20 protein-coding genes and 1 tRNA gene are annotated in these 20,317 nt (G+C 66.7%); 14 read left to right on the forward strand and 7 right to left on the reverse strand.

Annotation, left to right across the window (positions count from 1 at the left end; genetic code table 11):
• Nucleotides 1-5 precede the first annotated feature (5 nt).
• A complete protein-coding gene (locus F9929_RS02970; RefSeq protein WP_152045024.1) occupies nucleotides 6-1,088 on the forward strand; it encodes a siderophore-interacting protein in 1,083 nt (360 codons plus the stop codon).
• A gap of 73 nt (nucleotides 1,089-1,161) precedes the next feature.
• A complete protein-coding gene (locus tag F9929_RS02975) occupies nucleotides 1,162-2,484 on the forward strand; it encodes an NAD(P)H-dependent oxidoreductase (protein WP_152045025.1) in 1,323 nt (440 codons plus the stop codon).
• Here the strand turns inward: F9929_RS02975 and F9929_RS02980 are convergent, their stop codons facing one another.
• Complete coding sequence (locus F9929_RS02980) at nucleotides 2,485-3,132, reverse strand: SOS response-associated peptidase (protein ID WP_152045026.1); 648 nt, start codon at nucleotides 3,130-3,132, stop codon at nucleotides 2,485-2,487.
• Between the two features lie 160 nt (nucleotides 3,133-3,292).
• Between F9929_RS02980 and F9929_RS02985 the strand changes: the two genes are divergently transcribed.
• From F9929_RS02985 to F9929_RS02995, 3 genes are read left to right on the forward strand one after another with little or no spacing between them, the layout of a single operon-like run.
• The gene (locus F9929_RS02985) at nucleotides 3,293-3,922 is read left to right on the forward strand and encodes a TetR/AcrR family transcriptional regulator (RefSeq protein WP_193227587.1); all 630 of its coding nucleotides are present in this window, start codon (nucleotides 3,293-3,295) and stop codon (nucleotides 3,920-3,922) included.
• A gap of 5 nt (nucleotides 3,923-3,927) precedes the next feature.
• Nucleotides 3,928-5,139, forward strand: a complete 1,212-nt coding sequence (locus tag F9929_RS02990; protein WP_152045028.1) for an efflux RND transporter periplasmic adaptor subunit — start codon at nucleotides 3,928-3,930, stop codon at nucleotides 5,137-5,139.
• Between the two features lie 13 nt (nucleotides 5,140-5,152).
• Nucleotides 5,153-8,419, forward strand: a complete 3,267-nt coding sequence (locus F9929_RS02995) for an efflux RND transporter permease subunit (RefSeq protein WP_152045029.1) — start codon at nucleotides 5,153-5,155, stop codon at nucleotides 8,417-8,419.
• A 168-nt stretch (nucleotides 8,420-8,587) separates the two neighbouring features.
• On the opposite strand, the gene F9929_RS03000 is transcribed toward F9929_RS02995, so the two are convergent.
• Together F9929_RS03000 and F9929_RS03005 are read right to left on the reverse strand one after the other, a co-directional pair.
• On the reverse strand, nucleotides 8,588-9,661 hold the full coding sequence (locus F9929_RS03000) for an alpha/beta fold hydrolase (RefSeq protein ID WP_152045030.1): 1,074 nt from the start codon (nucleotides 9,659-9,661) through the stop codon (nucleotides 8,588-8,590).
• Nucleotides 9,662-9,706: 45 nt separating this feature from the next.
• Nucleotides 9,707-10,840 carry a M20 aminoacylase family protein gene (locus F9929_RS03005; protein ID WP_152045216.1) on the reverse strand — a complete coding sequence of 378 codons (1,134 nt, stop codon included), beginning with the start codon at nucleotides 10,838-10,840 and terminating at the stop codon, nucleotides 9,707-9,709.
• 184 nt (nucleotides 10,841-11,024) lie between these two features.
• On the opposite strand from F9929_RS03005, the gene F9929_RS03010 reads away from it, so the two are divergent.
• Both F9929_RS03010 and F9929_RS03015 read left to right on the forward strand, forming a co-directional pair.
• Nucleotides 11,025-12,269: a D-alanyl-D-alanine carboxypeptidase family protein gene (locus F9929_RS03010; RefSeq protein ID WP_235918963.1), complete on the forward strand. Its 1,245-nt coding sequence runs from the start codon at nucleotides 11,025-11,027 to the stop codon at nucleotides 12,267-12,269.
• Nucleotides 12,270-12,275: 6 nt separating this feature from the next.
• Nucleotides 12,276-13,382: a CobW family GTP-binding protein gene (locus tag F9929_RS03015; protein WP_152045031.1), complete on the forward strand. Its 1,107-nt coding sequence runs from the start codon at nucleotides 12,276-12,278 to the stop codon at nucleotides 13,380-13,382.
• 199 nt (nucleotides 13,383-13,581) lie between these two features.
• Here the strand turns inward: F9929_RS03015 and F9929_RS03020 are convergent, their stop codons facing one another.
• Complete coding sequence (locus F9929_RS03020; protein WP_235918965.1) at nucleotides 13,582-13,824, reverse strand: sulfurtransferase TusA family protein; 243 nt, start codon at nucleotides 13,822-13,824, stop codon at nucleotides 13,582-13,584.
• 52 nt (nucleotides 13,825-13,876) lie between these two features.
• On the opposite strand from F9929_RS03020, the gene F9929_RS03025 reads away from it, so the two are divergent.
• Nucleotides 13,877-14,425, forward strand: a complete 549-nt coding sequence (locus F9929_RS03025; RefSeq protein WP_152045033.1) for a DUF924 family protein — start codon at nucleotides 13,877-13,879, stop codon at nucleotides 14,423-14,425.
• Between the two features lie 17 nt (nucleotides 14,426-14,442).
• Here F9929_RS03025 and F9929_RS03030 read toward each other — a convergent pair.
• A tRNA-Leu gene (locus tag F9929_RS03030) sits at nucleotides 14,443-14,529 on the reverse strand.
• 200 nt (nucleotides 14,530-14,729) lie between these two features.
• Between F9929_RS03030 and F9929_RS03035 the strand changes: the two genes are divergently transcribed.
• The gene (locus F9929_RS03035) at nucleotides 14,730-15,260 is read left to right on the forward strand and encodes a disulfide bond formation protein B (protein ID WP_152045034.1); all 531 of its coding nucleotides are present in this window, start codon (nucleotides 14,730-14,732) and stop codon (nucleotides 15,258-15,260) included.
• A gap of 4 nt (nucleotides 15,261-15,264) precedes the next feature.
• On the opposite strand, the gene F9929_RS03040 is transcribed toward F9929_RS03035, so the two are convergent.
• The gene (locus F9929_RS03040) at nucleotides 15,265-15,825 is read right to left on the reverse strand and encodes an HNH endonuclease (protein WP_152045035.1); all 561 of its coding nucleotides are present in this window, start codon (nucleotides 15,823-15,825) and stop codon (nucleotides 15,265-15,267) included.
• 57 nt (nucleotides 15,826-15,882) lie between these two features.
• Entirely contained in the window at nucleotides 15,883-16,617 is a 735-nt protein-coding gene (locus F9929_RS03045) for a DNA-3-methyladenine glycosylase family protein (protein ID WP_152045036.1), read from the reverse strand.
• 61 nt (nucleotides 16,618-16,678) lie between these two features.
• Here F9929_RS03045 and gluQRS point away from each other — a divergent pair, with 61 nt between their 5' ends.
• From gluQRS to F9929_RS03070, 5 genes are all read left to right on the forward strand, one after another.
• Nucleotides 16,679-17,551, forward strand: coding sequence for a tRNA glutamyl-Q(34) synthetase GluQRS (gluQRS, locus tag F9929_RS03050; protein WP_152045037.1), 873 nt, complete (start codon nucleotides 16,679-16,681; stop codon nucleotides 17,549-17,551).
• A gap of 30 nt (nucleotides 17,552-17,581) precedes the next feature.
• Entirely contained in the window at nucleotides 17,582-18,478 is an 897-nt protein-coding gene (locus tag F9929_RS03055; protein ID WP_152045038.1) for a DMT family transporter, read from the forward strand.
• A gap of 49 nt (nucleotides 18,479-18,527) precedes the next feature.
• Nucleotides 18,528-18,728: a twin transmembrane helix small protein gene (locus F9929_RS03060; RefSeq protein ID WP_152045039.1), complete on the forward strand. Its 201-nt coding sequence runs from the start codon at nucleotides 18,528-18,530 to the stop codon at nucleotides 18,726-18,728.
• Between the two features lie 14 nt (nucleotides 18,729-18,742).
• Entirely contained in the window at nucleotides 18,743-19,315 is a 573-nt protein-coding gene (locus F9929_RS03065; RefSeq protein WP_152045040.1) for a cob(I)yrinic acid a,c-diamide adenosyltransferase, read from the forward strand.
• 106 nt (nucleotides 19,316-19,421) lie between these two features.
• The gene (locus tag F9929_RS03070) at nucleotides 19,422-20,303 is read left to right on the forward strand and encodes a 3-hydroxybutyryl-CoA dehydrogenase (protein WP_152045041.1); all 882 of its coding nucleotides are present in this window, start codon (nucleotides 19,422-19,424) and stop codon (nucleotides 20,301-20,303) included.
• Nucleotides 20,304-20,317: the final 14 nt, after the last annotated feature.

A 20,317-nucleotide genomic window follows, 5' to 3' on the forward strand; every position in this document is an offset into this window, starting at 1 on the left:
GAGCGATGACCCACCATTGGACGATGAAGGCCGAAGCCGCCCTGGTCACCACCGAGGCGGAGGCCCTCCTGGAAGCGCTCTGCGACCATATGGTGGAGCATGCCGAGGTGACGCGCGAAGGCGGTTTCGCCTCGATCAGCCTCGATTTCGGCTATAGCGCGATGCGGCTCGACGGTGACCGCATTCATGTGTCGGTGGAAGCGGACGACGACACCTCGCTCGCCTTCATGAAGCTGGTCTTCGCCGATCACGTCGTGGAACTGGCAAACTCGACACCGCCGGCGATCCTTTGGAAGGGTGACGGCTGCGCGACGACGGTTCCGCCCTTCTTCCGCGAGATGCGCGTGACCGGCACGCGGCAGGTGACGCCGCGGATGCGGCGCATCACCCTCCAAGGAGCCGATCTGTCGCGCTTCGCGGAAGGAGGCCTTCACCTGCGCCTCCTGTTTCCGCCGAAGGGCCGCGTGCCGTCCTGGCCCGACCTCGGGCCCGACGGCCGGCTTCGGATGCCGGTGGGCGAGGATGCGCTGGAGCATCGCATCTACACGATCCGGCGCATCGACGTCGCCTCGGGCGAGATGGACATCGACATGGTGCTCCACGAGGGCGAGAACATGCCGGGCTCCGACTTCGCCGAGAATGCCGGCGTCGGCGATCTGGTCGGAATCACCGGGCCGGGCGGCGGCTTCGTGCCGGATGCCACCGAGCTTTTCCTGTTCGGCGATGAAACCGCGTTGCCGGCGATCTCCCGCATTCTGGAAAGCGTCGCCCCCGGCGTAAGGGCTCGCGTTTTCGTGGAAGTCGCCGACGAAGGGGAGCGTCAGGAGCTTTCCTCGCCCGGCTCCTTTGCCGTGGAATGGCTGGCGCGGGGCAAGGATCATCGCGAAGGCGAGCGTCTGGTGGAAGCGGTGCGGGCGCATGTCGGCCCGCATGATGCCGACGCCTTTGTCTGGGCGGCCGGCGAGCATTCCGCCTTCAAGGCGATCCGCGCTTACTTGCGCAAAGACCTCGGCCGCGACCGGCACGACCATCTGGTTTCCGCTTATTGGCGGCGCGGCGTGCGCGGCGACGGCACCCGCGAGGCCTGATCGGGCCCCACACGAAAGCCATTCGCCTCCCGCGCCAACTCCTGTTAGGGGAAGGGAAAACGGGAGATGGATCATGACGCTCGCCAAGGTCGGCCTTGCCCTCGAACTCGGCGCCTATGCCGAGAAGCACGGTCCCGTGACGCTCGGCGTCGTCGGCGCCGGGCAGATGGGAACCGACCTTGCCGTGCAATGCGCGCTGATGCCCGGCATCCGGCTCGGCGTCATCTGCGCCCGCACGCCGTCGCGGGTCGAGGCGGCGATGGCGATGGCGGGCCTCGAATGGACGCCGGCGGACACCGCGCGCGACGCCGATCGCGCCATCGAGGCCGGCAAGGTCGCGTACTGCGCCGACTTCCGCGAGCTTTGCGCTTCCGGCCGCGTTCAGGTGGTGATCGACGCGACGGGCAATCCGAACACCGGCACCGAGATCGCCTTCGAGGCCTTTCGCAACGGCAAGCATCTCGTGATGCTGAACGTCGAGGCCGACATCACCATCGGCCGCCTCCTGAAGCGGGAAGCGGCGCGCGCCGGCGTCGTCTACACGGGCGCGGCTGGCGACGAACCGGCCGCAACGCTCGAACTCATCGGCCTTGCCCAGGCGCTCGGCTTCGACGTGATCGCGGCCGGCAAGGGCAAGAACAACGCCCTGAAGTTCGACGCGGTGCCGGCCGAGTTCGAGGAGGAGGCGGCGCGGCGCAACATGAACGCGCGCGTTCTCGTGGAATTCGTGGACGGCTCCAAGACCATGGTGGAAATGACCGCCATCGCCAATGCGACGGGCCTCAAGCCCGACGTGCCCGGCATGCACGGGCCGGATGCGACGCTCGATAATCTCGCGCAGGTTCTTTGCTCGCGCGAGGATGGCGGCATCCTGTCGAAACCGGGCTGCGTCGATTACACGATCGGCAAGGGCGTCGCGCCGGGCGTGTTCGCCATCGTTCGCCCACGCCATCCGCGTGTTCTGGAACGCATCACGGATCTGAAGGTCGGCCCCGGCCCCTGCTACACGCTTTGCCGGCCCTTCCACCTCACCAGCCTGGAAGTGCCTTTGTCCGCGATCAAGGCGGTGATGCGCGGGATGCCCGACATGCAGCCGGTGGACCATCCGGTGGCCGAATGCGGCGCGGTGGCCAAGCGCGACCTTCAACCGGGCGAGTTTCTCGGCAAGATCGGCGAAACCGAATATCGCGGCTTCGCCATGACCTGGGAGGACGGACGCGCCACCAAGGCCCTACCGCTGGGCTTGGCCGAAAAGGCCAAGGTCATCCGGCCGATCGCCAAGGGCGAAACGCTGACCTACGCCAACTGCGTGCCGGAAGAGAGCTTCCTCGTCACCCGCCTCCGCCGCGAGCTGGACGCGGCCGACGAACGCTTCCTGCCGAGCGCGGCGGCCTGATCAGCCGTCCTGCCGCTCGCCTCGGGCGACGATCTGCAGCGCTCCGTCGGGAAGGGGGCGCTGGAGTTCGGCGGCTTCCTTCCAGTCCGCCCGCAGCCATGTTTCGCGTTCCTCAGGCTCCGTCAGGATCACCGGCATGGCCTTGGGATGCACGGCCCCGACCTCCTCGTTCGGCGGGCAGGTGAGGAAGCCGTAGCAGTCCACCGTGACCTCGCCTTCCTTGACCTTGCGGACGGATGTCCACGACGTCCAGATGCCGGCGAAGCAGGCGAGCGGGCGATCTTCCGATAAAGCGAACCAGACCGGCACCTTCTTGCCGTCCACCGTGTCGTATTCCGAAAAGCTCGTGAAAGGCACGAGGCAGCGATGTCCGACCCCGAGCCAGCGCCGCCAATGGGGGCTCGCGACGTTCCTGACATTGGTAACGCCCGGATCGCTCGTTCGGCCCTTCAGGGCCATGGCGGGGGAGGGCATTCCCCAGCGCGCCAGCGCGAGTTCGCGGCCGTCTTCGCCTTCCCGAAGGATCGGCGCGGGATAATCGGGAAAAACGCCCGGCATCGGCGGCAGGTTGCCGGTGACATCCTTCACCGCTCGGCCGAAGTCCCGAATGGCGCTTTGCGGCGTGGTGATCGAATAAAGATTGCACATCGTCTCAGCGCCGGCCTTTGGTCCATGTTCCGAGCGGGGCCCGGATAAGGAAACCTAAAGCACGAGGGCGAAAAGTCGCGCGATGCCATTGTTCCGCGCTTGCGAGAATGAACGTTCATTCACTATATGGACGCGACTGTCGCCTTTTCGGAACGAGTTCATGAGCCAGGCCGCGCGTTCGGGCACGGATACGAGAACGGACGAGATTCTCGACCGCATCACCGGAACCTTCGCCCGGCGGGGGCTGGAGGGCGCATCCATGCAGGAACTGGCGGCGGCCGCCGGCATGAGCGTCGGCAATTTCTATCGCTACTACCCGTCCAAGGTCGCGCTCATCACCGCGCTGGTGGAGCGCTGCGCCCGCGATGTCCGCCAAGGATTCGATGCGGCGCGCATGGAGGCCGATCCGATGCGGGCGATGCAGGACCTTCTTCGCCAGCAGTTGCAGGCCTTCGACGAGGAGGAAACCGCGCTCTGGCTTCAGATCGACGCGGCTGCCGTGATGCAGCCGGAGATCGCGGCGGTGAAGCGCGCGATGGACGAGACGATCCGCGCCGACGTGCGCTCCATGCTCGGTTCCCTGCCGCAGGCGGCCACCGTCGGTGACGCGCGGTTGGAGGACCTCACCGACTTCATGCTGCTCTTCGCGTCGAGCCTGTTTCGGGCGCAGGCCTTCGAGCACGGACCGGACTTCTTCGCCAAGGCCGAACGCATGACCGCGCATCTTTTCGACATGGTGCAGATGTTTCTAGGACCCGCCGCCGAGCCGGCGGTTGCGGGGAAGGGGTGAGCGACATGACCCGTGCGCTTCGAGCGAGCCTTCGCGCCGCGACAATTCTGGCGGTCTTCGCTTTGGCTCCCTCGGCTTTCGCAGAGAACGAGCCGCCGCCGGCCGCTCCGGTCGCGCCGGTCGCCGCGCCCTCCATCGTGGTGGTGGAGGCCAAGAACGGCGAGGTGGTGGACCGCGTCGTCGCTTCCGGGCTGGTGCAGCCGGTGGAGGAGGTCGACGTCCAGCCCGAGATCGAGGGGTTGGCGATCGAGAGCCTTGCCGCCGATGTCGGCGACCGGGTGGAGGCGGGGCAGGTTCTCGCCACCCTCTCCACCGACGCCCTGCTTCTCCAGCAAAGCCAGGTGCAGGCGTCCCGCGCCAAGACCGAGGCGACCCTGCTACAGGTGGAGGCGCAGATCGCGGAAGCCAGGGCCAATGCCGAGGAAGCCAAGCGCGTCTTCGAGCGCACCTCGCGGCTTTCCGGCAACGGCACCATCAGCCAGGCGCAGGTGCAGGAAGCCCAGGCCGGCGCCGATGCCGCCGCCGGGCGTCTGGCGGTCGCCGAACAGGGCGTCAAGGTTTCGGAAGCCGAGCTGAAGGTCGCCGACGCCGAGGCCGCCGATATCGAGTTGAAGCTGAAGCGGACGCAGGTGAAGGCCCCGGTCGCAGGTGTCGTCTCCGCCCGCAACGCGCGCGTCGGCGCGGTGGCGACCGCCACGGGCGATCCGCTCTTCACGCTCATCCGCGACGGCGCGGTGGAGCTTCGCGCCGATGTCGCCGAAGCGGATGTCGGTCGCATCCGCACGGGCCAGGAGGCCAAGGTGACGCCGATCGGCGCGCCCAAGCCGCTTCCTGCCACCGTGCGGCTGGTGGAGCCGACCATCGGCAAGACGACGCGGCTCGGCGTCGTGCGCATCGCGCTGGGCGATACCGCCAACGTGCCGCCTGGCATGTATGCGAGCGCCGAGATCGAGGTCGCGCGGGAAAACGGCGTTCTCGTGCCCATCCCCTCGGTCAACATCGAGTCGGAAGGGCCAAGCGTCCTGAAGCTCGACGGGGACCGCGTCGCCAAGGTGCCGGTGGTGCTCGGCATCCGCGATGACGGCATGGTCTCGGTGTCCTCGGGCCTTCAGGCGGGCGACCGGATCGTGGCGAAGGCCGGCGCCTTCGTGCGCGACGGCGACCGCATCAGCCCGGTTCTGGCGGCCGATCCGCTCGGCCTCCAGGCAAAGCGCTGAAGGGCTCCAAGCGATGAACTTCTCCGCCTGGTCGATCCGCAACCCGATCGCGCCGATCCTTCTTTTCGCGCTGCTTCTCTTCGCCGGCATCCAGTCCTTCCGGGCGCTGCCGGTGACGCAGTTTCCCAATATCGACCTGCCCGTCGTGTCGATCGTCGTGGCGCAAAGCGGCGCGGCCCCGGCGGAACTCGAACGGCAGGTGACGAAGGAGATCGAGGACGCCGTGTCGGGCGTCGTCGGCGTCAAGAACATCACCTCCACCGTCACCGACGGCGTATCCACCACCGGCGTCGAGTTCCGCATCGAGATCCCCATCGATCAGGCCGTCCAGGATACCAAGGACGCCATCGACCGCATCCGCTCGGAACTGCCGGCCAGCGTCGAGGAGCCGATCGTCGCCAAGGTCGACATCGCCGGACAGGCCATCCAAAGCTTCGCCGTGTCCTCGCCGGACAAGACGCTGGAGGAGCTGTCCTGGTTCGTGGACGACACGGTGAAGCGCCAGCTTCAGGGCCTGAAGGGCATCGGCAAGATCGAGCGATATGGCGGGGCGACGCGCGAGATCCGCATGGAGCTCGATCCCGCCAAGCTCGATTCCTTCGGCATCACCGCTGCCGACGTGTCCCGTCAGGTCGGCCGGACCAATGCCGATCTCGGCTCGGGGCGCGGCGAGGTGGCCAACCGCGAGCAGGCCATCCGCACGCTCGGCGACGCCGCTTCGGCCGCATCGCTCGAGGCCACTTCCATCTCGCTCGCCAACGGGCGCTTCGTGCGTCTCGGCGATCTCGGCACGGTGCGCGACACCTACGAGGAGCAGCGCTCCTTTTCGCGCTTCAACGGCGATCCCGTTGTCACCTTCGCCGTGTTCCGCGCCAAGGGCGCGAGCGAAGTGCAGGTGGCCGAAACCACCGCCGCCGCGCTCGACCGCCTTCGCGCCGCGCATCCGGAAGTGAAGATCGGCCTCGTCGACGACGCGGTGTTCTATACCTACGGCAACTACGAAGCGGCCATCGACACGCTGATCGAGGGTTCGATCCTCGCTGTGTTCGTGGTGCTCGTTTTCTTGCGCAACTGGCGCGCGACGCTGATCTCGGCCGTGGCTCTCCCCTTGTCGGCGATCCCCACCTTCTGGGCGATCGACATGCTCGGCTTTTCGCTGAACCTCATCAGCTTCCTCGCCATCACGCTCGCCACCGGCATTCTGGTGGACGACGCGATCGTGGAGATCGAGAACATCTCCCGCCATATCCGCATGGGCAAGTCGCCCTATCGGGCGGCGGTGGAAGCGGCGGACGAGATCGGCCTCGCCGTGATCGCCACGACCTTCACGATCATCGCCGTGTTCGTGCCGGTGTCCTTCATGCCGGGCATTCCGGGCCAGTATTTCCGCCAGTTCGGCTTGACCGTCGCCATCGCGGTGTTCTTCTCGCTGGTCGTCGCGCGGCTCATCACGCCGATGATGGCGGCCTATCTGATGCGCGACAAGGACGCCCATGCCGAAAGCGAACGCGACGGCTGGATCATGCGCGCCTATACGGCGGTGGTTCGCGCCACCTTGCGGGTGCGCTACCTGACGGTGGTGGTCGCCTTCGGCCTTCTCGGCCTGTCGATCTACGCCATGGCGAGCCTGCCGATGAGCCTGTTCCCGCCCGAAGACGTGTCGCGCGTCGTTGTCTCGGCGGAGCTTCCGCCCGGCACCACGCTGACTGAAACCGACGAGGTGATGGAAGGGGCGCGGCGGTCGCTGGCCGATATCGAGGGCGTGTCCAGCATCTTCGTTCTCGGCGGCACCTCGCCGACCGGAAGCCTGGATGTGCGCCGCGCGGCCATGACGGTGATTCTCGGCCGGCAGGAGCATTCGCTTCTCAAGACGCTCGCCAATGCCGGGGCGAGCATCGCCAACAAGATCGGCATCCCCGTGCCGCACATGAGGGTGGAAGGGCGCACCCGGCCGCAATTCGAGATCGAGAAGGAAGTCTTCGCCAGGCTCGCCGCCATCCCCGACATCCGGGCCTTCAAGCTGAACGATCGCGGCGAGCGCGACGTGTCCTTCAACCTCCTGGCGGCGAACGACGCCGATCTCGAAGAGGCCATCGGCCGGCTGGAAGGCTCGCTTCGCGGCGATCCGCTCTTCGCCAATGTCGCGGCCAACGGCGCGCTGCCGCGCCCCGAGCTTCAGATCCGGCCCCGCGCGACGGAAGCGGCGCGTCTCGGCGTCACCACGCAAGGCATCGCCGACACGGTGCGCATCGCCACCATCGGCGACATCGACGCGGCTTTGCCGAAGCTTTCCGCCGAAGACCGCCTCCTGCCGGTGCGCATCCAGCTCGATCTGCGCTTCCGCGAGGATCTCGCCCGGTTGAAGAACCTGCGCGTGCCGACCGCGAGCGGCGCCAGCGTGCCGCTCCAGGCCGTCGCCGATATCGAGATCGCCGAAGGGCCGAGCACGATCGACCGCTTCAACCGCGAGCGCCGCGCCTCCATCGGGGCGGACCTGCCGCCGGGCGTCGCGCTGGATCTGGCGACGCAGCGCTTCCGCGATGTGGCGGCCGCGACGGAGCTTCCGGCGAGCGTCCATTTCCTGGAAGCCGGCGACGCCGAGATCCAGGGCGAGCTCGTGGCCGGCTTCGTCAACGCCATGCTGCTCGGGCTTTTCCTGGTGCTGGCCGTGCTCATTCTTCTGTTCAAGGACGTCATCCAGCCCTTCACCATCCTCCTGTCCCTGCCGCTCGCCATCGGCGGCGTGGTGATCGCGCTGATCGTCACCGCCAAGCCGGTGTCCATGCCGGTGATGATCGGCTTCCTGATGTTGATGGGCATCGTGACCAAGAACGCGATCCTCCTCGTGGACTTCGCGGTGGAGATGCGGCGCAAGGGCATGGACCGGGTGAACGCGATGCTGGAAGCCGGCCGCAAGCGGGCGCGGCCGATCGTCATGACCTCCGTCGCCATGTCGGCGGGCATGCTGCCTTCCGCGCTCGGCGTCGGGGAGGGCGGTGCCTTCCGCTCGCCGATGGCCATCGCGGTGATCGGCGGCGTGATCGTGTCCACCGTTCTCAGCCTCGTGGTGGTGCCGTCCTTCTACCTGATGATGGACGACGTTTCGCGGCTGCTCGGTCGCCTTCTCGGCCGCTTCATCGGTGAGAAGGACGAGGAAATCGATCCGGCGAACCTCACCGGTGAGCGGCTGGCGATGCTGGAAACGCGGCTCGCCATGCTGGAAGGCGGCGTGCCGCCCCGCGCGCCCTATCTCGTGCGCCCGCCGGAAGCGGCGGAATAGGAACCGGGGACAGAACCCAGCGGGTCGGTCTGACGGGCCTTTCCGCCCCTGGACTTCGTTGCCGATGCTCGCCCATGCGCTGCATGGACTGCGCTCGGCGCCTTGCCAGGAACGAAAAGTCCTCCCCAGCCCTCCTCCGCTAGGTTCTGTCCCCGGTTCTAAGACAGGCTATTCGCTGAGAACCTTCAGGAGCGCCGGCTCGAACTCCGCCGGCGCTTCCACCTGCGGCGAATGGCCGAGCCCCGGCAGTTCCACCAGTCGCGCGCCGGGAATGAGGGCCGCCGCCGCCTTGCCGAGGCGCGGATAATCGCCGAGCGTTTCGGCGATCTCCTTCGGCGCGCGGTTCGCGCCCGGCGCGGTGCGATCCTTCTGCCCGATCATGAGAACCGTCGGCACGGCGATGCGCACGAACTCGCGCACTACGGGCTGCGTGAACACCATGTCCGAGGTCTGCGCCTGGTTCCAGGCGACGAGCGTGCCGTCCGGGCCGGCATTCATGCCCGCCAGCATGTCCACCCAGCGGTCGTATTCCGGCTTCCACGCGCCGCCGTAATAGAACTGACGCTGATAAGCGCGGATCGAATCGGCACTGCTCTTGCGCTCGGCGTCGAAACCCGCGTCGATCGACTGATAGGGAACGCCCTTGGCCTGCCAGTCCTCCAAGCCGATCGGATTGACGAGAACGAGTTGCTCCGTCTCGTCCGGGTAGCTGAGGGCATAGCGGATCGCCAGCATGCCGCCCATGGAATGGCCGATCACGGTGGCGCGCCGGATGCCGAGATGGTCGAGGAGCGCCTTCGTGTTGAGGGCGAGCTGGTTGAACGAGAACTGGTAGCCGCGCGGCTTGGTGGACTTGCAGAAGCCGATCTGGTCCGGCGCGATCACGCGGTAGCCCGCCTTCGCCAGCGACCGGATCGTGCCTTCCCAGGTCGCGGCGCAGAAGTTCTTGCCGTGAAGAAGAACGGCGGTGCGCCCGTTCGCCTCGCCTTCGGGGGGAACGTCCATGAAGGCGGTCTTCATGTCGTAGCCCTGCGACACGAAGCGAAACTCCTGAACGGGATAGGGGTAGTCGAAGCCCTGAAGCTCGCCGCCATAGGTGCGCCCCGCGCTGGCCCTGATCTCCTCGGCCGGCGTCGGCACGCGCCGGCCCGTCTTGTCCGAGTCCTGCCCGATTGCCGTTCCCGCCGAGAAGCCGGCGAGAAGGAGCGAAAGGGCGAGGCGAAGGGCGGGACGGAGCGTCATGGCTCTATCAGATAGGCCGCTGCGCCTTTGGAGCGAACTCGGATCTCACGCGGCGAGCGCTCGATGAACGAGATGTGTCCAATAGGAAACGCCGAAGGGAATGGCGCGGTCGTCGAACTCGTAGCGCGGATGATGGAGGCTTTGCGAATCGCCGTTGCCGATAAAGGCGAAGGCGCCCGGCCGGCGTTCCAGCATGAAGGCGAAATCCTCGCCGCCCATCAAGGGACGCACGTTATCCTCAACGTTTTCCGCTCCCGCCACGGCCGAGGCGATCTCCACGCAGAAGCGGGCGCGGTCCGGGTCGTTGCGCGTGACGGGATAATGGCGGCGGTAGTCCACGTTCGCCTTCGTGCCATGAGCCTGCGTGATCGCCATCGCGATCTCGCGGATGCGCCGCTCGGCCAGAACCCGCATTTCCTCGCGCAGCGAGCGCACGGTGCCCGACACCACCGCATCCTCCGGGATGACGTTGCGCGTGAAGCCCGAATGGAACTGCGTGACCGACACGACGAGCGAATCGAGCGGGTCGGCATTGCGTGACACGATCTGCTGGAGCGCCTGGACGAGGGCCGAACCCGCGAGGATCGGATCGGCGACGAGCTGCGGGATGGCCGCATGGCCGCCCTTGCCGTCGATGGCAACGGAAAACTCGTCGGTCGCCGCCATGATCGGGCCGGGGCAGGTGCCGAAGCGGCCGACGGCCATGTTCGGCAGGTTGTGCATGCCGTAGACTTCTTCGGCCGGAAAGCGGTCGAAAAGGCCGTCGTCGATCATGGCCTTCGCGCCCGCGCCGCCTTCCTCGGCCGGCTGGAACACGAGCGCGAGCGTGCCGGCGAAGTCGCGGCTTCTGGTGAGTTGCTTTGCGGCGCCGAGCAGCATCGCCATATGCCCGTCATGGCCGCAGGCATGCATCCGGCCCTTGATGCGCGAGGCATGGGGGAGGCCGGTTTCCTCCTCGATCGGCAGGGCGTCCATGTCGGCGCGCAGCGCGATGCCGCGCCCCGTTCCGAGCCGCCCCTCGATCACGCCGACGACGCCGGTGCGCCCGATGCCCGTTTCCACCCGGTCGCAACCGAATTCCGCGAGCCGTTCTGCCACGAAGGCCGCCGTTTCGTGGGTCTCGTAAAGAAGCTCCGGCCGCTCGTGGAGATGCCGGCGCCAGCGGGCGACCTCGTCCATTTCGGAAGGATCGCCTTTATCGAGCTTCGCTCCGTTCACGGTATCTCCAGATATCGAGGGCTCGGCCGCTCTGGGCCGCTTGCCACGCCAAGGTCACAGAGGCGAGATAATCGCGCAAGCCTTCCTATATCGCGGGCAGTGGCTCCGTGGAATTCGGCGCGGCGATTTGGCTGATCGGAAAAGGATGTTCGACGTGACGATCCGCTTGAGGGCAAGGTTCGGGCTGGCGGCGATCGCGGGGGCGACGCTTCTGGCCGCGCCGGCCTTTGCCGAAACGTCCATCGTGGTGGATGTCGCCACCGGCAAGGTGCTGGCTGCCAACCACGCTTCGGCGCGCTGGTATCCGGCTTCCACCACCAAGCTGATGACGGCCTATGTCGCCTTGAAGGCGGTGGAGGAAAAGACGGCCGCCCTCGACACGCCTGTCGTGATGACGCGCTTTGCCGCCTCGCAGCCGCCCTCCAAGATAGGCTTCCAGCCGGGTTCGGTGATGCGCCTCGACGCGGCGCTGCGCATGTTGCTGGTGAAGTCCGCCAACGACGTGGCGGTCGCGATCGGCACCACGCTGGGCGAGGGTTCGCTGGAAGCCTTCGTGGACCGCATGAACAAGGAAGCCGCTGCGCTCGGCATGAAGGACACGCATTTCGTCAACCCGAACGGTCTGCCGGGAGAAGGGCAGCATTCCAGCGCCAAGGATCTGGCGATTCTCGGCGCGCGCATCCGATCCGAGTTTCCGACCTTCACCGGCTTCTTCGACACGGAAGCGATCTCGGTCGGCAAGGCGACGATCCGCAACACCAATCCGCTGCTCGGCCGCTACGACGGCGCGGACGGCATGAAGACCGGCTATATCTGCGCTTCCGGCTTCAATCTTGTCGGCTCGGCGACGCGGGACGGGCGCACGCTCGTCGCCGTGGTGCTGGGGGCGAGCGGGCCGATCGTGCGCGACCGCATTATCGCCGACATTCTGGAAGAAGGATTCCGCACCGATCCCGCCACGAAGACCGTGCTCGTTTCCGACCTGCCCGAGGATTCCGGGCCGCCCGCCGACATTTCCGCGCAGATCTGTTCGCCGCAAGGCCAGAAGGAGCGGGCGGTGGAGCGCCAGGCGGAAGCCCAGCGGCCCGAGCACAATTCCGGCTCGGCCTATCTCCACGAGATGAAGCGCCCGCCCGTCGTGGTGCCGCTCGCGCTCGGCAACGCCGCCGCCAAGGGCGACATCGAGGCTGGCGCGACGCTGATCGCGGCTTATGGCATTCCGGTCCCGACCGCGCGGCCCGATCCATCCGCGCCGCCGGCCGTGCCACCCTCCATCGGGCCGGACGGGACGCCCCTCGACGCCGCGCCGCCTGTTCAGGCTCCGGAAGGCCTCGTGGAAGGGGAGGCGGCCGGAACGCCCGCCGAAACCGGCGACAGCGCGACGAACTGACGGGCCATGGTGTCAGCTTTCCAGCCCATCCCCGTTTCCCTCGTCACCGGCTTTCTAGGCGCGGGCAAGACGACGCTCCTGAACAAGCTCCTGCGCGATCCGGCGGTGACGGAAACGGCGGTCATCGTCAACGAGTTCGGCGAGATCGGCATCGACCATCTTCTGGTCGAGACGGCCCGCGACGGCATGATCGAATTGTCCGGCGGCTGCCTTTGCTGCACGGTGCGCGGCGACCTTGCCGACACGCTCGCCGATCTCGTGGACCGCATCCAGACGGGGAAGCTGAAGCCCTTGAAGCGCGTCGTGATCGAGACGACGGGCCTTGCCGACCCGACGCCGATCCTGGCGCTTCTGATGGGCCATCCCTCGCTCGTTCAGGCCTTCGCCCTCGACGGCGTCGTGACGGTGGTGGACGCCCTGAACGGCGCGGCCAATCTTCACGATCACGCCGAAGCGCGGCGTCAGGTGGCGGTGGCCGACCGGCTGGTGCTCACCAAGACCGATCTCGTGGCGCCCGAAAAGGTGTCCGCGCTTCGCGACGCGTTGCGGGCGATCAACCCACGCGGGACGATGATCGATGCCTCATCGGGAGAAGCGGGACCAAGGGCGCTTCTCGATTGCGGTTTGTTCGACCCGGAAACCAAGACGGTGGAGGTGCGCCGCTGGCTCCAAGAAGAGGACGCTCACGACCATGCCCATTGCGGTGAGGATCACCATCACCACCACCATGGGGCATCCACGATCCGCTCGATCGCCATCGAGCACGGACGGCCGATCCCGGAACGGGCCTTGTTCGAGTTCCTCGACATTCTTGGGGCGACGCAGGGCGACAGGCTGCTTCGCATGAAGGCCATCGTCCAGACGAGCGAGCATCCCGATCAGCCGCTCGTTCTTCACGGCGTGCGCGGCTTCTTCCATCCGCCCGCGCGCCTTGCCACGTGGCCGGCAGAAGGCCCGCGCTCGACGCGCCTCGTGGTAATCGGCGATGGGCTGGACGAGGCCTACCTGCGCGATCTTCTCGCCGCCTTCACGGGCGATCCGCGCATCGACAGGCCGGATCAGGCAGCGCTCACCGACAACCCGCTCGCCGTGCCGGGCTTTCGCCTCGGCTGAAGCCTTAGAGTGTCCAACAATACCTCGTGGGGTCGGCTGGCCGGTTCTTTTTGCCGCCCGCTTCGTTGCCTCGGGGCGAGCCACTTGTCTCGCCCGCCCTTCGGGCCGCCGATGCCGCCGGCATCGACTGCGTTTGGCGCCTCGCGGGCCGACAAAAATCCCTCGGCCATCCTCCGCCCGGAGGTTTTGTCAGACACTCTCAGTCTCCGCGCCGGATCGTAAAGCGGCGGTGACCGTCTTGCTCTTCCACCGAAAGGAGGGCGTGGGATCTTTCCCGGCAGAAATGCGGGATGTCGAGACCGGCAAGGGGATCGTCCGCCAGAACCACGAGCGTATCGCCGGGGCTCAATTCGCCGAGGCGTTTGGCCGTCTTGAGGACGGGCAGGGGGCAGCGCAACCCGCGCAGGTCGAGAAGGGCGTCCACGCTCGATGTCTTCTCCAAGTCGTGCCTCCCTTCTATGCTGACCGCCGGTTCAACGTTTCGAGGCGAAGTCATGACCGATAGCGCGGCCGATCCGCAAGCGATCTTACGCTTCTGGCGTGACGCCGGCCCCGAGCGCTGGTTCAAATCGGACCCCGCCTTCGACGAAGCGATTCGCGTTTCCTTCGCCCCTCTTCTCGAACGCGGCACCCGTGGCGAACTCGATGGCTGGGCCGAGACGCCGGAAGGGGCCTTGGCCCTCGTCCTGATCTTCGATCAATTCTCCCGCAACATCCATCGCGGCACGCCCGAAGCCTTCGCGACGGACGAAGAGGCGCTCGCAATCGCGCGCTTGGCCTTGGATCGCGGCGATGCCGACCGGCTCGGCGACGACATCAACCAGTTCCTCGCGATGCCGCTGATGCACTCGGAGCATTTGGGGGATCAGGAAGACTGCGTGCGCTGGATGGAGCGGATCGGTCCGGGCAACCTGCCGCACGCAATCGACCACCGCGACATCGTCCAACGCTTCGGCCGCTTCCCGCATCGCAATCCGATTCTGGGACGATCCACCACGAGAGAAGAACAGGACTTCCTCGACGGCGGCGGCTTCGCGGGCTGAGGATATGAAGGGGAAGATGGTGCGGGCGGTCGGAATCGAACCGACACTCTGTCACCAGAACCGGATTTTGAGTCCGGCGCGTCTACCAGTTCCGCCACGCCCGCTTGTGCCGAAAGCGCCATGGCGGCGCGCTCTCAGGTCTTCACCTCCCGCCAATGCCACGAGGGCCTGCCTTCTGTCCAGTGCGTGACATCGAAGAACGAAGACACACCGTTTCCCGGCCGCCCTCGCTCCGATTTCTTCCGCGCGCTTGCGCCGGGTGATAGGAGAGCCGGACGGCCCGCCCGACGACGAGGAAACGGTAATGAGTTCTGCCAGCCCGGCCATCGCGCATCGCGCGCCCCGTCAGGTGCTCGGCGCCGCGCTGCTTTTCGCCGGCAGCGCGGTCACGGTCGGCACCGCGCTCCTGTTCGAGCACGGCTTCGGCTACATTCCCTGCGCGCTCTGCTTGAAGGAGCGCGTGCCTTACTACGTCGCGATCTGCATCTCGGCCGCAGCCTTCGTGCTCGCCCGTCATGGGGCTTCCAAGGGCGTCGTGCGCATGCTTCTGGTTCTGATCGGGCTCGTGATGCTGTGGAGCCTCTACCTCGGCCTGTTCCATGCCGGCGTCGAATGGCGTTGGTGGGCGGGGCCGACCGACTGCGCGATGGCCGGCGGCGCGGACCTCACCGGCGATCTCCTGTCGACGCTGGACAGCGTGCACCCGCCGGCCTGCGACCAGGCGGCAGGGCGCTTTCTCGGCCTGTCCTTCGCCGGCTGGAACGCCGTCGCTTCCCTGATCCTGGCTTGCATCGCCTTCTTCGCCGCCCTTGGGGGGCGCAGGGACGCGCGTTGAGCCCTTATTCAGGATCGAGCTCGGAATCCCAGTAAAGGTAGTCCAACCAGCTATCGTGCAGATAGTTCGGCGGAAACAGCCGTCCGTTGTTGTGCAGATCGTGGACTGTCGGCTGGTACGGCTTCTGGTGCGGGATCATGCCCGCCACTTCCGGCATCAGCCCGCCCTTCTTGAGGTTGCAGGTCGAGCAGGCGGCGACGACGTTGTCCCAGGTCGTGAGGCCGCCCTTGGAACGCGGAACGACGTGGTCGAAGGTCAGTTCGTGCGGCGAGCCGCAATACTGGCATTCGAAGCGGTCGCGCAGAAACACGTTGAAGCGAGTGAAGGCGGGATAGCGCGCCGGCTTCACATAGGACTTCAGGCACACCACGGAGGGCACGCGCATCGTGAAGGTCGGCGAACGCACCGTCTGCTCGTATTCGGCGAGGATGTTCACGCGGTCGAGGAACACGGCCTTGATCGCGTCCTGCCAGCTCCACAGCGACAGCGGATAGTAGCTCAGTGGACGGAAGTCGGCATTCAGAACGAGCGCCGGCTGAAGTTGCTGTGCGACTGCGATCGTCAAGGCCCGAACTCCTCTTCACACACCACGCTTCAACTGTCTGGAATCTATGGTGTCCTATCATGTCGCCTTTGTGAAGCCTGGGGCGCTGCGGCTTATGTGGCCGGGCTTTTCCACGCAAATGGCGGTAGCGGCTTGGGTAATCGCTTGCGACTCCCGTTCGGTAGGCGCGCCGTCACGCTGCGTCACCGCATGGTAGTAGCTCCAGAAAAGGCGGGCGGCGACGGAGCGATGCGGGCTCCATCGCAGTGCCATGTCGGCGAGGGGCTTTTCCTTCAACCGTTCGGGCTCATTGAGGGCATGGGCGACGGCGACCTGAAGTGCGAGGTCCCCGGCGGGAAAGATGTCGGGATGGCCGGCGGCGAAGAGAAGGTAGCATTCGGCGGTCCAAACGCCGATGCCGTATAGGCTTTTCAACTCCGCAACGGCCTCTGTCGCCGGCATCGCGTCGATGCGGTCGAGATGGAGGCGGCCCTCCACCACGGCCTCAGCCATCGCGAGAACGGTTCGCTCCTTGCCCCGGCTGAGGCCCGCCTGGCGGAAGATTTCGGGAGGGGCCGCCAGAATCGCCCGCGCGTCCGACAGGTCCACGCGGGCCGCGAACCGGCCGAGAATGGCGCGGGCGCTCGCGGTCGAGACCTGCTGGCCGATCACGGTGGCGACGAGGCCGGGAAGTCCGGGCGTCGAGTCTCGCGTCGGCACTTCGCCGGCGATGTCCACAATTCTTTTCAAGCGGGGGTCGATCGCGACGAGCGCCTCGATCCCGCGATCGATATCCTGCCTTGCGACACCCATTGGCCTCACTGCCTTCGTTCCGACTTGCGCCGGGGCGTGGATCGGCGCTTGGCTCTGCCTTATGCAACCCGTTTTTCGATTCGCCCCGAGTCCGAATGGCGAACTCCATCTCGGTCACGCCCGTTCCGCGCTTTTGAACCACTCGCTGGCGCGGGCGATGAACGGGCGGTTTCTCCTTCGCTTCGAGGATATCGACACGGAGCGTTGCCGCCGCGAGTACGAAGCGAGCATCGTCGACGATCTCCGCTTTCTCGGGATCGACTGGGACGAGGAGCCGCGCCGGCAGTCCGAGCATTTCGCCGATTATCGCGCCGCTCTCGACGCTCTGGCGGGGGAGGGGCTGGTCTATCCGGCCTTCATGACACGCGGCGAGGTGAAGGCCTTCGCGGCGCGCTTCGAGGAAACGGAAGGCCGGCCCTGGCCGCGCGATCCCGATGGCGCGCCGCTTTATCCTGGTCTCGACCGATCCTTAAGCGAAGACGAGCGGGAAGCGCGCATCGCGACGGGCGAGCCCTTCGCGTGGCGGCTCGACATGCGCCGAGCGCTCGACCGGCTGGGGCTGCTGACTTTCCAGGAAGCGGGCCTGTCGCCGGATGACGAAGGCGTGGAAGTGGAGGCAGAGCCGGCGCTGTGGGGCGATGTGGTTCTCGCCCGCAAGGACGTGCCGACGAGCTATCACCTGTCCGTCGTGGTGGACGATGCCCTTCAAGGCGTGACGGAGGTGGTGCGGGGGCGCGACCTTTTGCCCTCCACCTCGGTGCACCGTGTCCTGCAGGCGCTCTTGGGACTGCCGGCGCCGCGCTGGCGCCACCACGATCTGGTTCTGGGAAACGACGGGCGCAAGCTTTCCAAGAGCCACGGCGACACAGCGCTTCGCACCTATCGCGAGGCGGGACTTCAACCCCACGATATCGCGCGCATGGTCGGGCTATGAGGCGCAGCCGTTCGGGCCTATAGCGGCACCATGCGCCGCCTGCTTCCCGCGATCCCCGCTCTCTTCGTGCTCCTGTGGTCCACGGGCTTCATCGGCGCGCGCTACGCCATGCCGCATGCCGAGCCCTTCACCTTTCTGGTGCTGCGCTTCGTTCTGGCGCTCATGCTCCTGTCGCCCGTCGCGCTTTTGAGGCGCGCGCGCTGGCCGGGCCGGCGGGAAGCCCTGAATGCCGCCTTTGCCGGCGCACTGATCCACGGGCTTTACCTCGGCGGCGTGTTCTTCGCGGTTCGTCACGGCCTGCCGGCGGGCATCGTGGCGCTTGTCGCCGGTCTCCAACCCTTGCTGACGGCGCTTCTGGCGGGCGGGATGCTGGGAGAGCGCGTCAGCCCCCGGCAATGGTTCGGTCTCGTGCTCGGCCTCGTCGGGGTGACGCTGGTGCTGGAGCCGAGGCTCGTCGGCACGAACACCTTCGAGACCGTGCCGCTTCTCGCCGCCTTCGGCGCGATGGTGGCGATCTCGGTCGGCACGGTGTGGCAGAAGCGCTTCGTCGGCACGGTCGATCTCGTCACCGGCACGGCCATCCAATATGCGGGCGCCCTCGTGCCGGCCACCATCTGCGCCCTTCTTCTCGAAACGCGCCACGTGGAATGGACGCTCGGCTTCGTTCTGTCGCTCGGCTGGCTGGTGATCGGCCTTTCCATCGGCGCAGTGTTCATTCTCCTGTTCATGATCCGCGAAGGCGCGATCGCGAGGGTTTCCTCGCTTCTCTACCTCGTGCCCGGCACGACGGCGGTGATGGCCTTCGTTTTGTTCGGGGAAGCGTTGCTGCCGATCCAGCTTGCCGGCCTTCTCGTTTCGGGGATCGGCGTCGCGGTGGCGACGCGCCGCCGCAGGGAGCGGATCGTTTCCGCGCCCGCCGAGGTCTGATTTTCCGTTTTCCCGCGCCTATATCCCGGTCCTCGAACGGAGCTCGTCCATGTCCGGCTTCATGTCCTTTCTGGCTCTCGCGCTGATGGCGGCCGTCGCCGCGGTGCTTCTCGCCGGCCTCCTCAACATGATGCGCAACGGGCCGGGAAACACGTCCCAGCGCCTGATGCGGGCGCGCGTTCTTTTGCAAGGGTTGGCGATCCTGGCGATCGTCATCGCGATCCTCATCGCGCGATCCAACGGTTCTTGAGGGGAAACAAGCCGATGGTGAAGCTCAATCGCATCTATACCCGCACCGGCGACGACGGCTCGACGGGCTTGGCGAGCGGCCCGAGGCGCTTGAAGTCGGACCTTCGCCTGGAGGCCATCGGCACGGTGGACGAGACCAACGCCGCCATCGGCATCGCGCGCCTGTCCTTGTCGGGCGAGGCCGACGCGGCGATGTCGCGCATCCAGAACGATCTCTTCGATCTCGGCGCCGATCTCGCGACGCCCGAAACCGGCGAGCCTCTGCCCTACGAGAAGCTCGCGATCGTGGATAGCCAAGTCGAGCGCCTTGAAGCGGAGATCGACGCCATGAATGCGCGCCTAGAACCCTTGCGATCCTTTATCCTCCCGGCGGGCTACGCGGCCGCCGCGCAGCTTCATCTGGCGCGCACGATCGCACGTCGCGCCGAACGCCTGATGGTCGCCTTGTCGAAGGGGGAAGGCGAGATCGTGTCCGGTCCGGCGCTGCGCTACGTCAACCGCTTGTCGGATCATCTCTTCGTCGCCGCGCGCATCGCCAACGACGAGGGCAGGGCCGACGTCCTTTGGGTTCCTGGCGCCAGCCGCTGACTTCGAATAATTCCAGTTTGGTTTGACACGGTGCGGCGATCCGTCCGACAAGTGTGCCCACAATCAAGAAAGCGGGGCGCGCCGGTTCGGCGCGAAAGCGGATAGTATGACGACTGGGATCTCGACGGTTGGAGTGGTGGGCGCCGGCCAGATGGGGTCCGGCATCGCCCACGCCGCCGCGCTTTCGGGCTACGACGTCGTCCTCTACGATATTTCGGCCGACCGCACCGAAAAGGGCCTCGCCACCGCCGCGAAATCCTTCGACCGGCAGATCACGTCGGGCAAGATTACGAGCGCCGACCGCGACGCCGCCCTGGCACGCATCAGAACCGCCACCGAGCCGGCGGCGCTCGGGCAGGCCGATCTGGTGATTGAGGCCGGCACCGAGGACGAGGCGGTGAAGCGCAAGATCTACGCTGCGATCTGCCCTTCGCTCAAACCCGGCGCGATCCTCGCCAGCAACACCTCCTCCATTTCCATCACGCGGCTTGCCGCCGCCACCGACCGGCCGGAACGCTTTCTCGGCATTCATTTCATGAATCCGGTGCCGGTGATGAAGCTCGTGGAACTCGTGCGCGGCATCGCCACGGAGGACGACACCTTCGAGACCGCCAAGAATTTCGTGACCTCGCTCGACAAGGTCATGACGGTGTCGGAGGATTTTCCGGCCTTTATCGTCAACCGCATCCTTGTGCCGATGATCAACGAGGCGGTCTACACGCTCTACGAGGGCGTCGGTTCGGTGGAGTCGATCGACGCGTCGCTCCGGCTCGGCGCAAACCATCCGATGGGGCCGCTGCAGCTTGCCGATTTCATCGGCCTCGATACCTGCTTGTCGATCATGCAGGTGCTGCATGACGGCCTGTCGGACTCGAAATACCGGCCTTGCCCGCTTCTCGTGAAATATGTCGAGGCCGGCTGGCTCGGCCGCAAGACCGGTCGCGGCTTCTACGATTATCGCGGCGAAACGCCCGTCCCGACCCGCTGACGGCAAAGCCCGGA

This window comes from Aureimonas psammosilenae (assembly GCF_009176975.1).
Classification (GTDB): Bacteria; Pseudomonadota; Alphaproteobacteria; order Rhizobiales; family Rhizobiaceae; genus Plantimonas; species Plantimonas psammosilenae.

What these genes read in the sequence shown, in the direction of transcription:
- F9929_RS02970 (WP_152045024.1), top strand. Translation starts at nt 6, where the DNA reads ATGACCCACCATTGGACGATGAAGGCCGAAGCCGCCCTGGTCACCACC.
- F9929_RS02975 (WP_152045025.1), top strand. Translation starts at nt 1,162, where the DNA reads ATGACGCTCGCCAAGGTCGGCCTTGCCCTCGAACTCGGCGCCTATGCC.
- F9929_RS02980 (WP_152045026.1), bottom strand. Translation starts at nt 3,132, where the DNA reads ATGTGCAATCTTTATTCGATCACCACGCCGCAAAGCGCCATTCGGGAC.
- F9929_RS02985 (WP_193227587.1), top strand. Translation starts at nt 3,293, where the DNA reads ATGAGCCAGGCCGCGCGTTCGGGCACGGATACGAGAACGGACGAGATT.
- F9929_RS02990 (WP_152045028.1), top strand. Translation starts at nt 3,928, where the DNA reads ATGACCCGTGCGCTTCGAGCGAGCCTTCGCGCCGCGACAATTCTGGCG.
- F9929_RS02995 (WP_152045029.1), top strand. Translation starts at nt 5,153, where the DNA reads ATGAACTTCTCCGCCTGGTCGATCCGCAACCCGATCGCGCCGATCCTT.
- F9929_RS03000 (WP_152045030.1), bottom strand. Translation starts at nt 9,661, where the DNA reads ATGACGCTCCGTCCCGCCCTTCGCCTCGCCCTTTCGCTCCTTCTCGCC.
- F9929_RS03005 (WP_152045216.1), bottom strand. Translation starts at nt 10,840, where the DNA reads ATGGACGAGGTCGCCCGCTGGCGCCGGCATCTCCACGAGCGGCCGGAG.
- F9929_RS03010 (WP_235918963.1), top strand. Translation starts at nt 11,025, where the DNA reads ATGTTCGACGTGACGATCCGCTTGAGGGCAAGGTTCGGGCTGGCGGCG.
- F9929_RS03015 (WP_152045031.1), top strand. Translation starts at nt 12,276, where the DNA reads ATGGTGTCAGCTTTCCAGCCCATCCCCGTTTCCCTCGTCACCGGCTTT.
- F9929_RS03025 (WP_152045033.1), top strand. Translation starts at nt 13,877, where the DNA reads ATGACCGATAGCGCGGCCGATCCGCAAGCGATCTTACGCTTCTGGCGT.
- F9929_RS03035 (WP_152045034.1), top strand. Translation starts at nt 14,730, where the DNA reads ATGAGTTCTGCCAGCCCGGCCATCGCGCATCGCGCGCCCCGTCAGGTG.
- F9929_RS03045 (WP_152045036.1), bottom strand. Translation starts at nt 16,617, where the DNA reads ATGGGTGTCGCAAGGCAGGATATCGATCGCGGGATCGAGGCGCTCGTC.
- gluQRS (WP_152045037.1), top strand. Translation starts at nt 16,679, where the DNA reads ATGCAACCCGTTTTTCGATTCGCCCCGAGTCCGAATGGCGAACTCCAT.
- F9929_RS03055 (WP_152045038.1), top strand. Translation starts at nt 17,582, where the DNA reads ATGCGCCGCCTGCTTCCCGCGATCCCCGCTCTCTTCGTGCTCCTGTGG.
- F9929_RS03060 (WP_152045039.1), top strand. Translation starts at nt 18,528, where the DNA reads ATGTCCGGCTTCATGTCCTTTCTGGCTCTCGCGCTGATGGCGGCCGTC.
- F9929_RS03065 (WP_152045040.1), top strand. Translation starts at nt 18,743, where the DNA reads ATGGTGAAGCTCAATCGCATCTATACCCGCACCGGCGACGACGGCTCG.
- F9929_RS03070 (WP_152045041.1), top strand. Translation starts at nt 19,422, where the DNA reads ATGACGACTGGGATCTCGACGGTTGGAGTGGTGGGCGCCGGCCAGATG.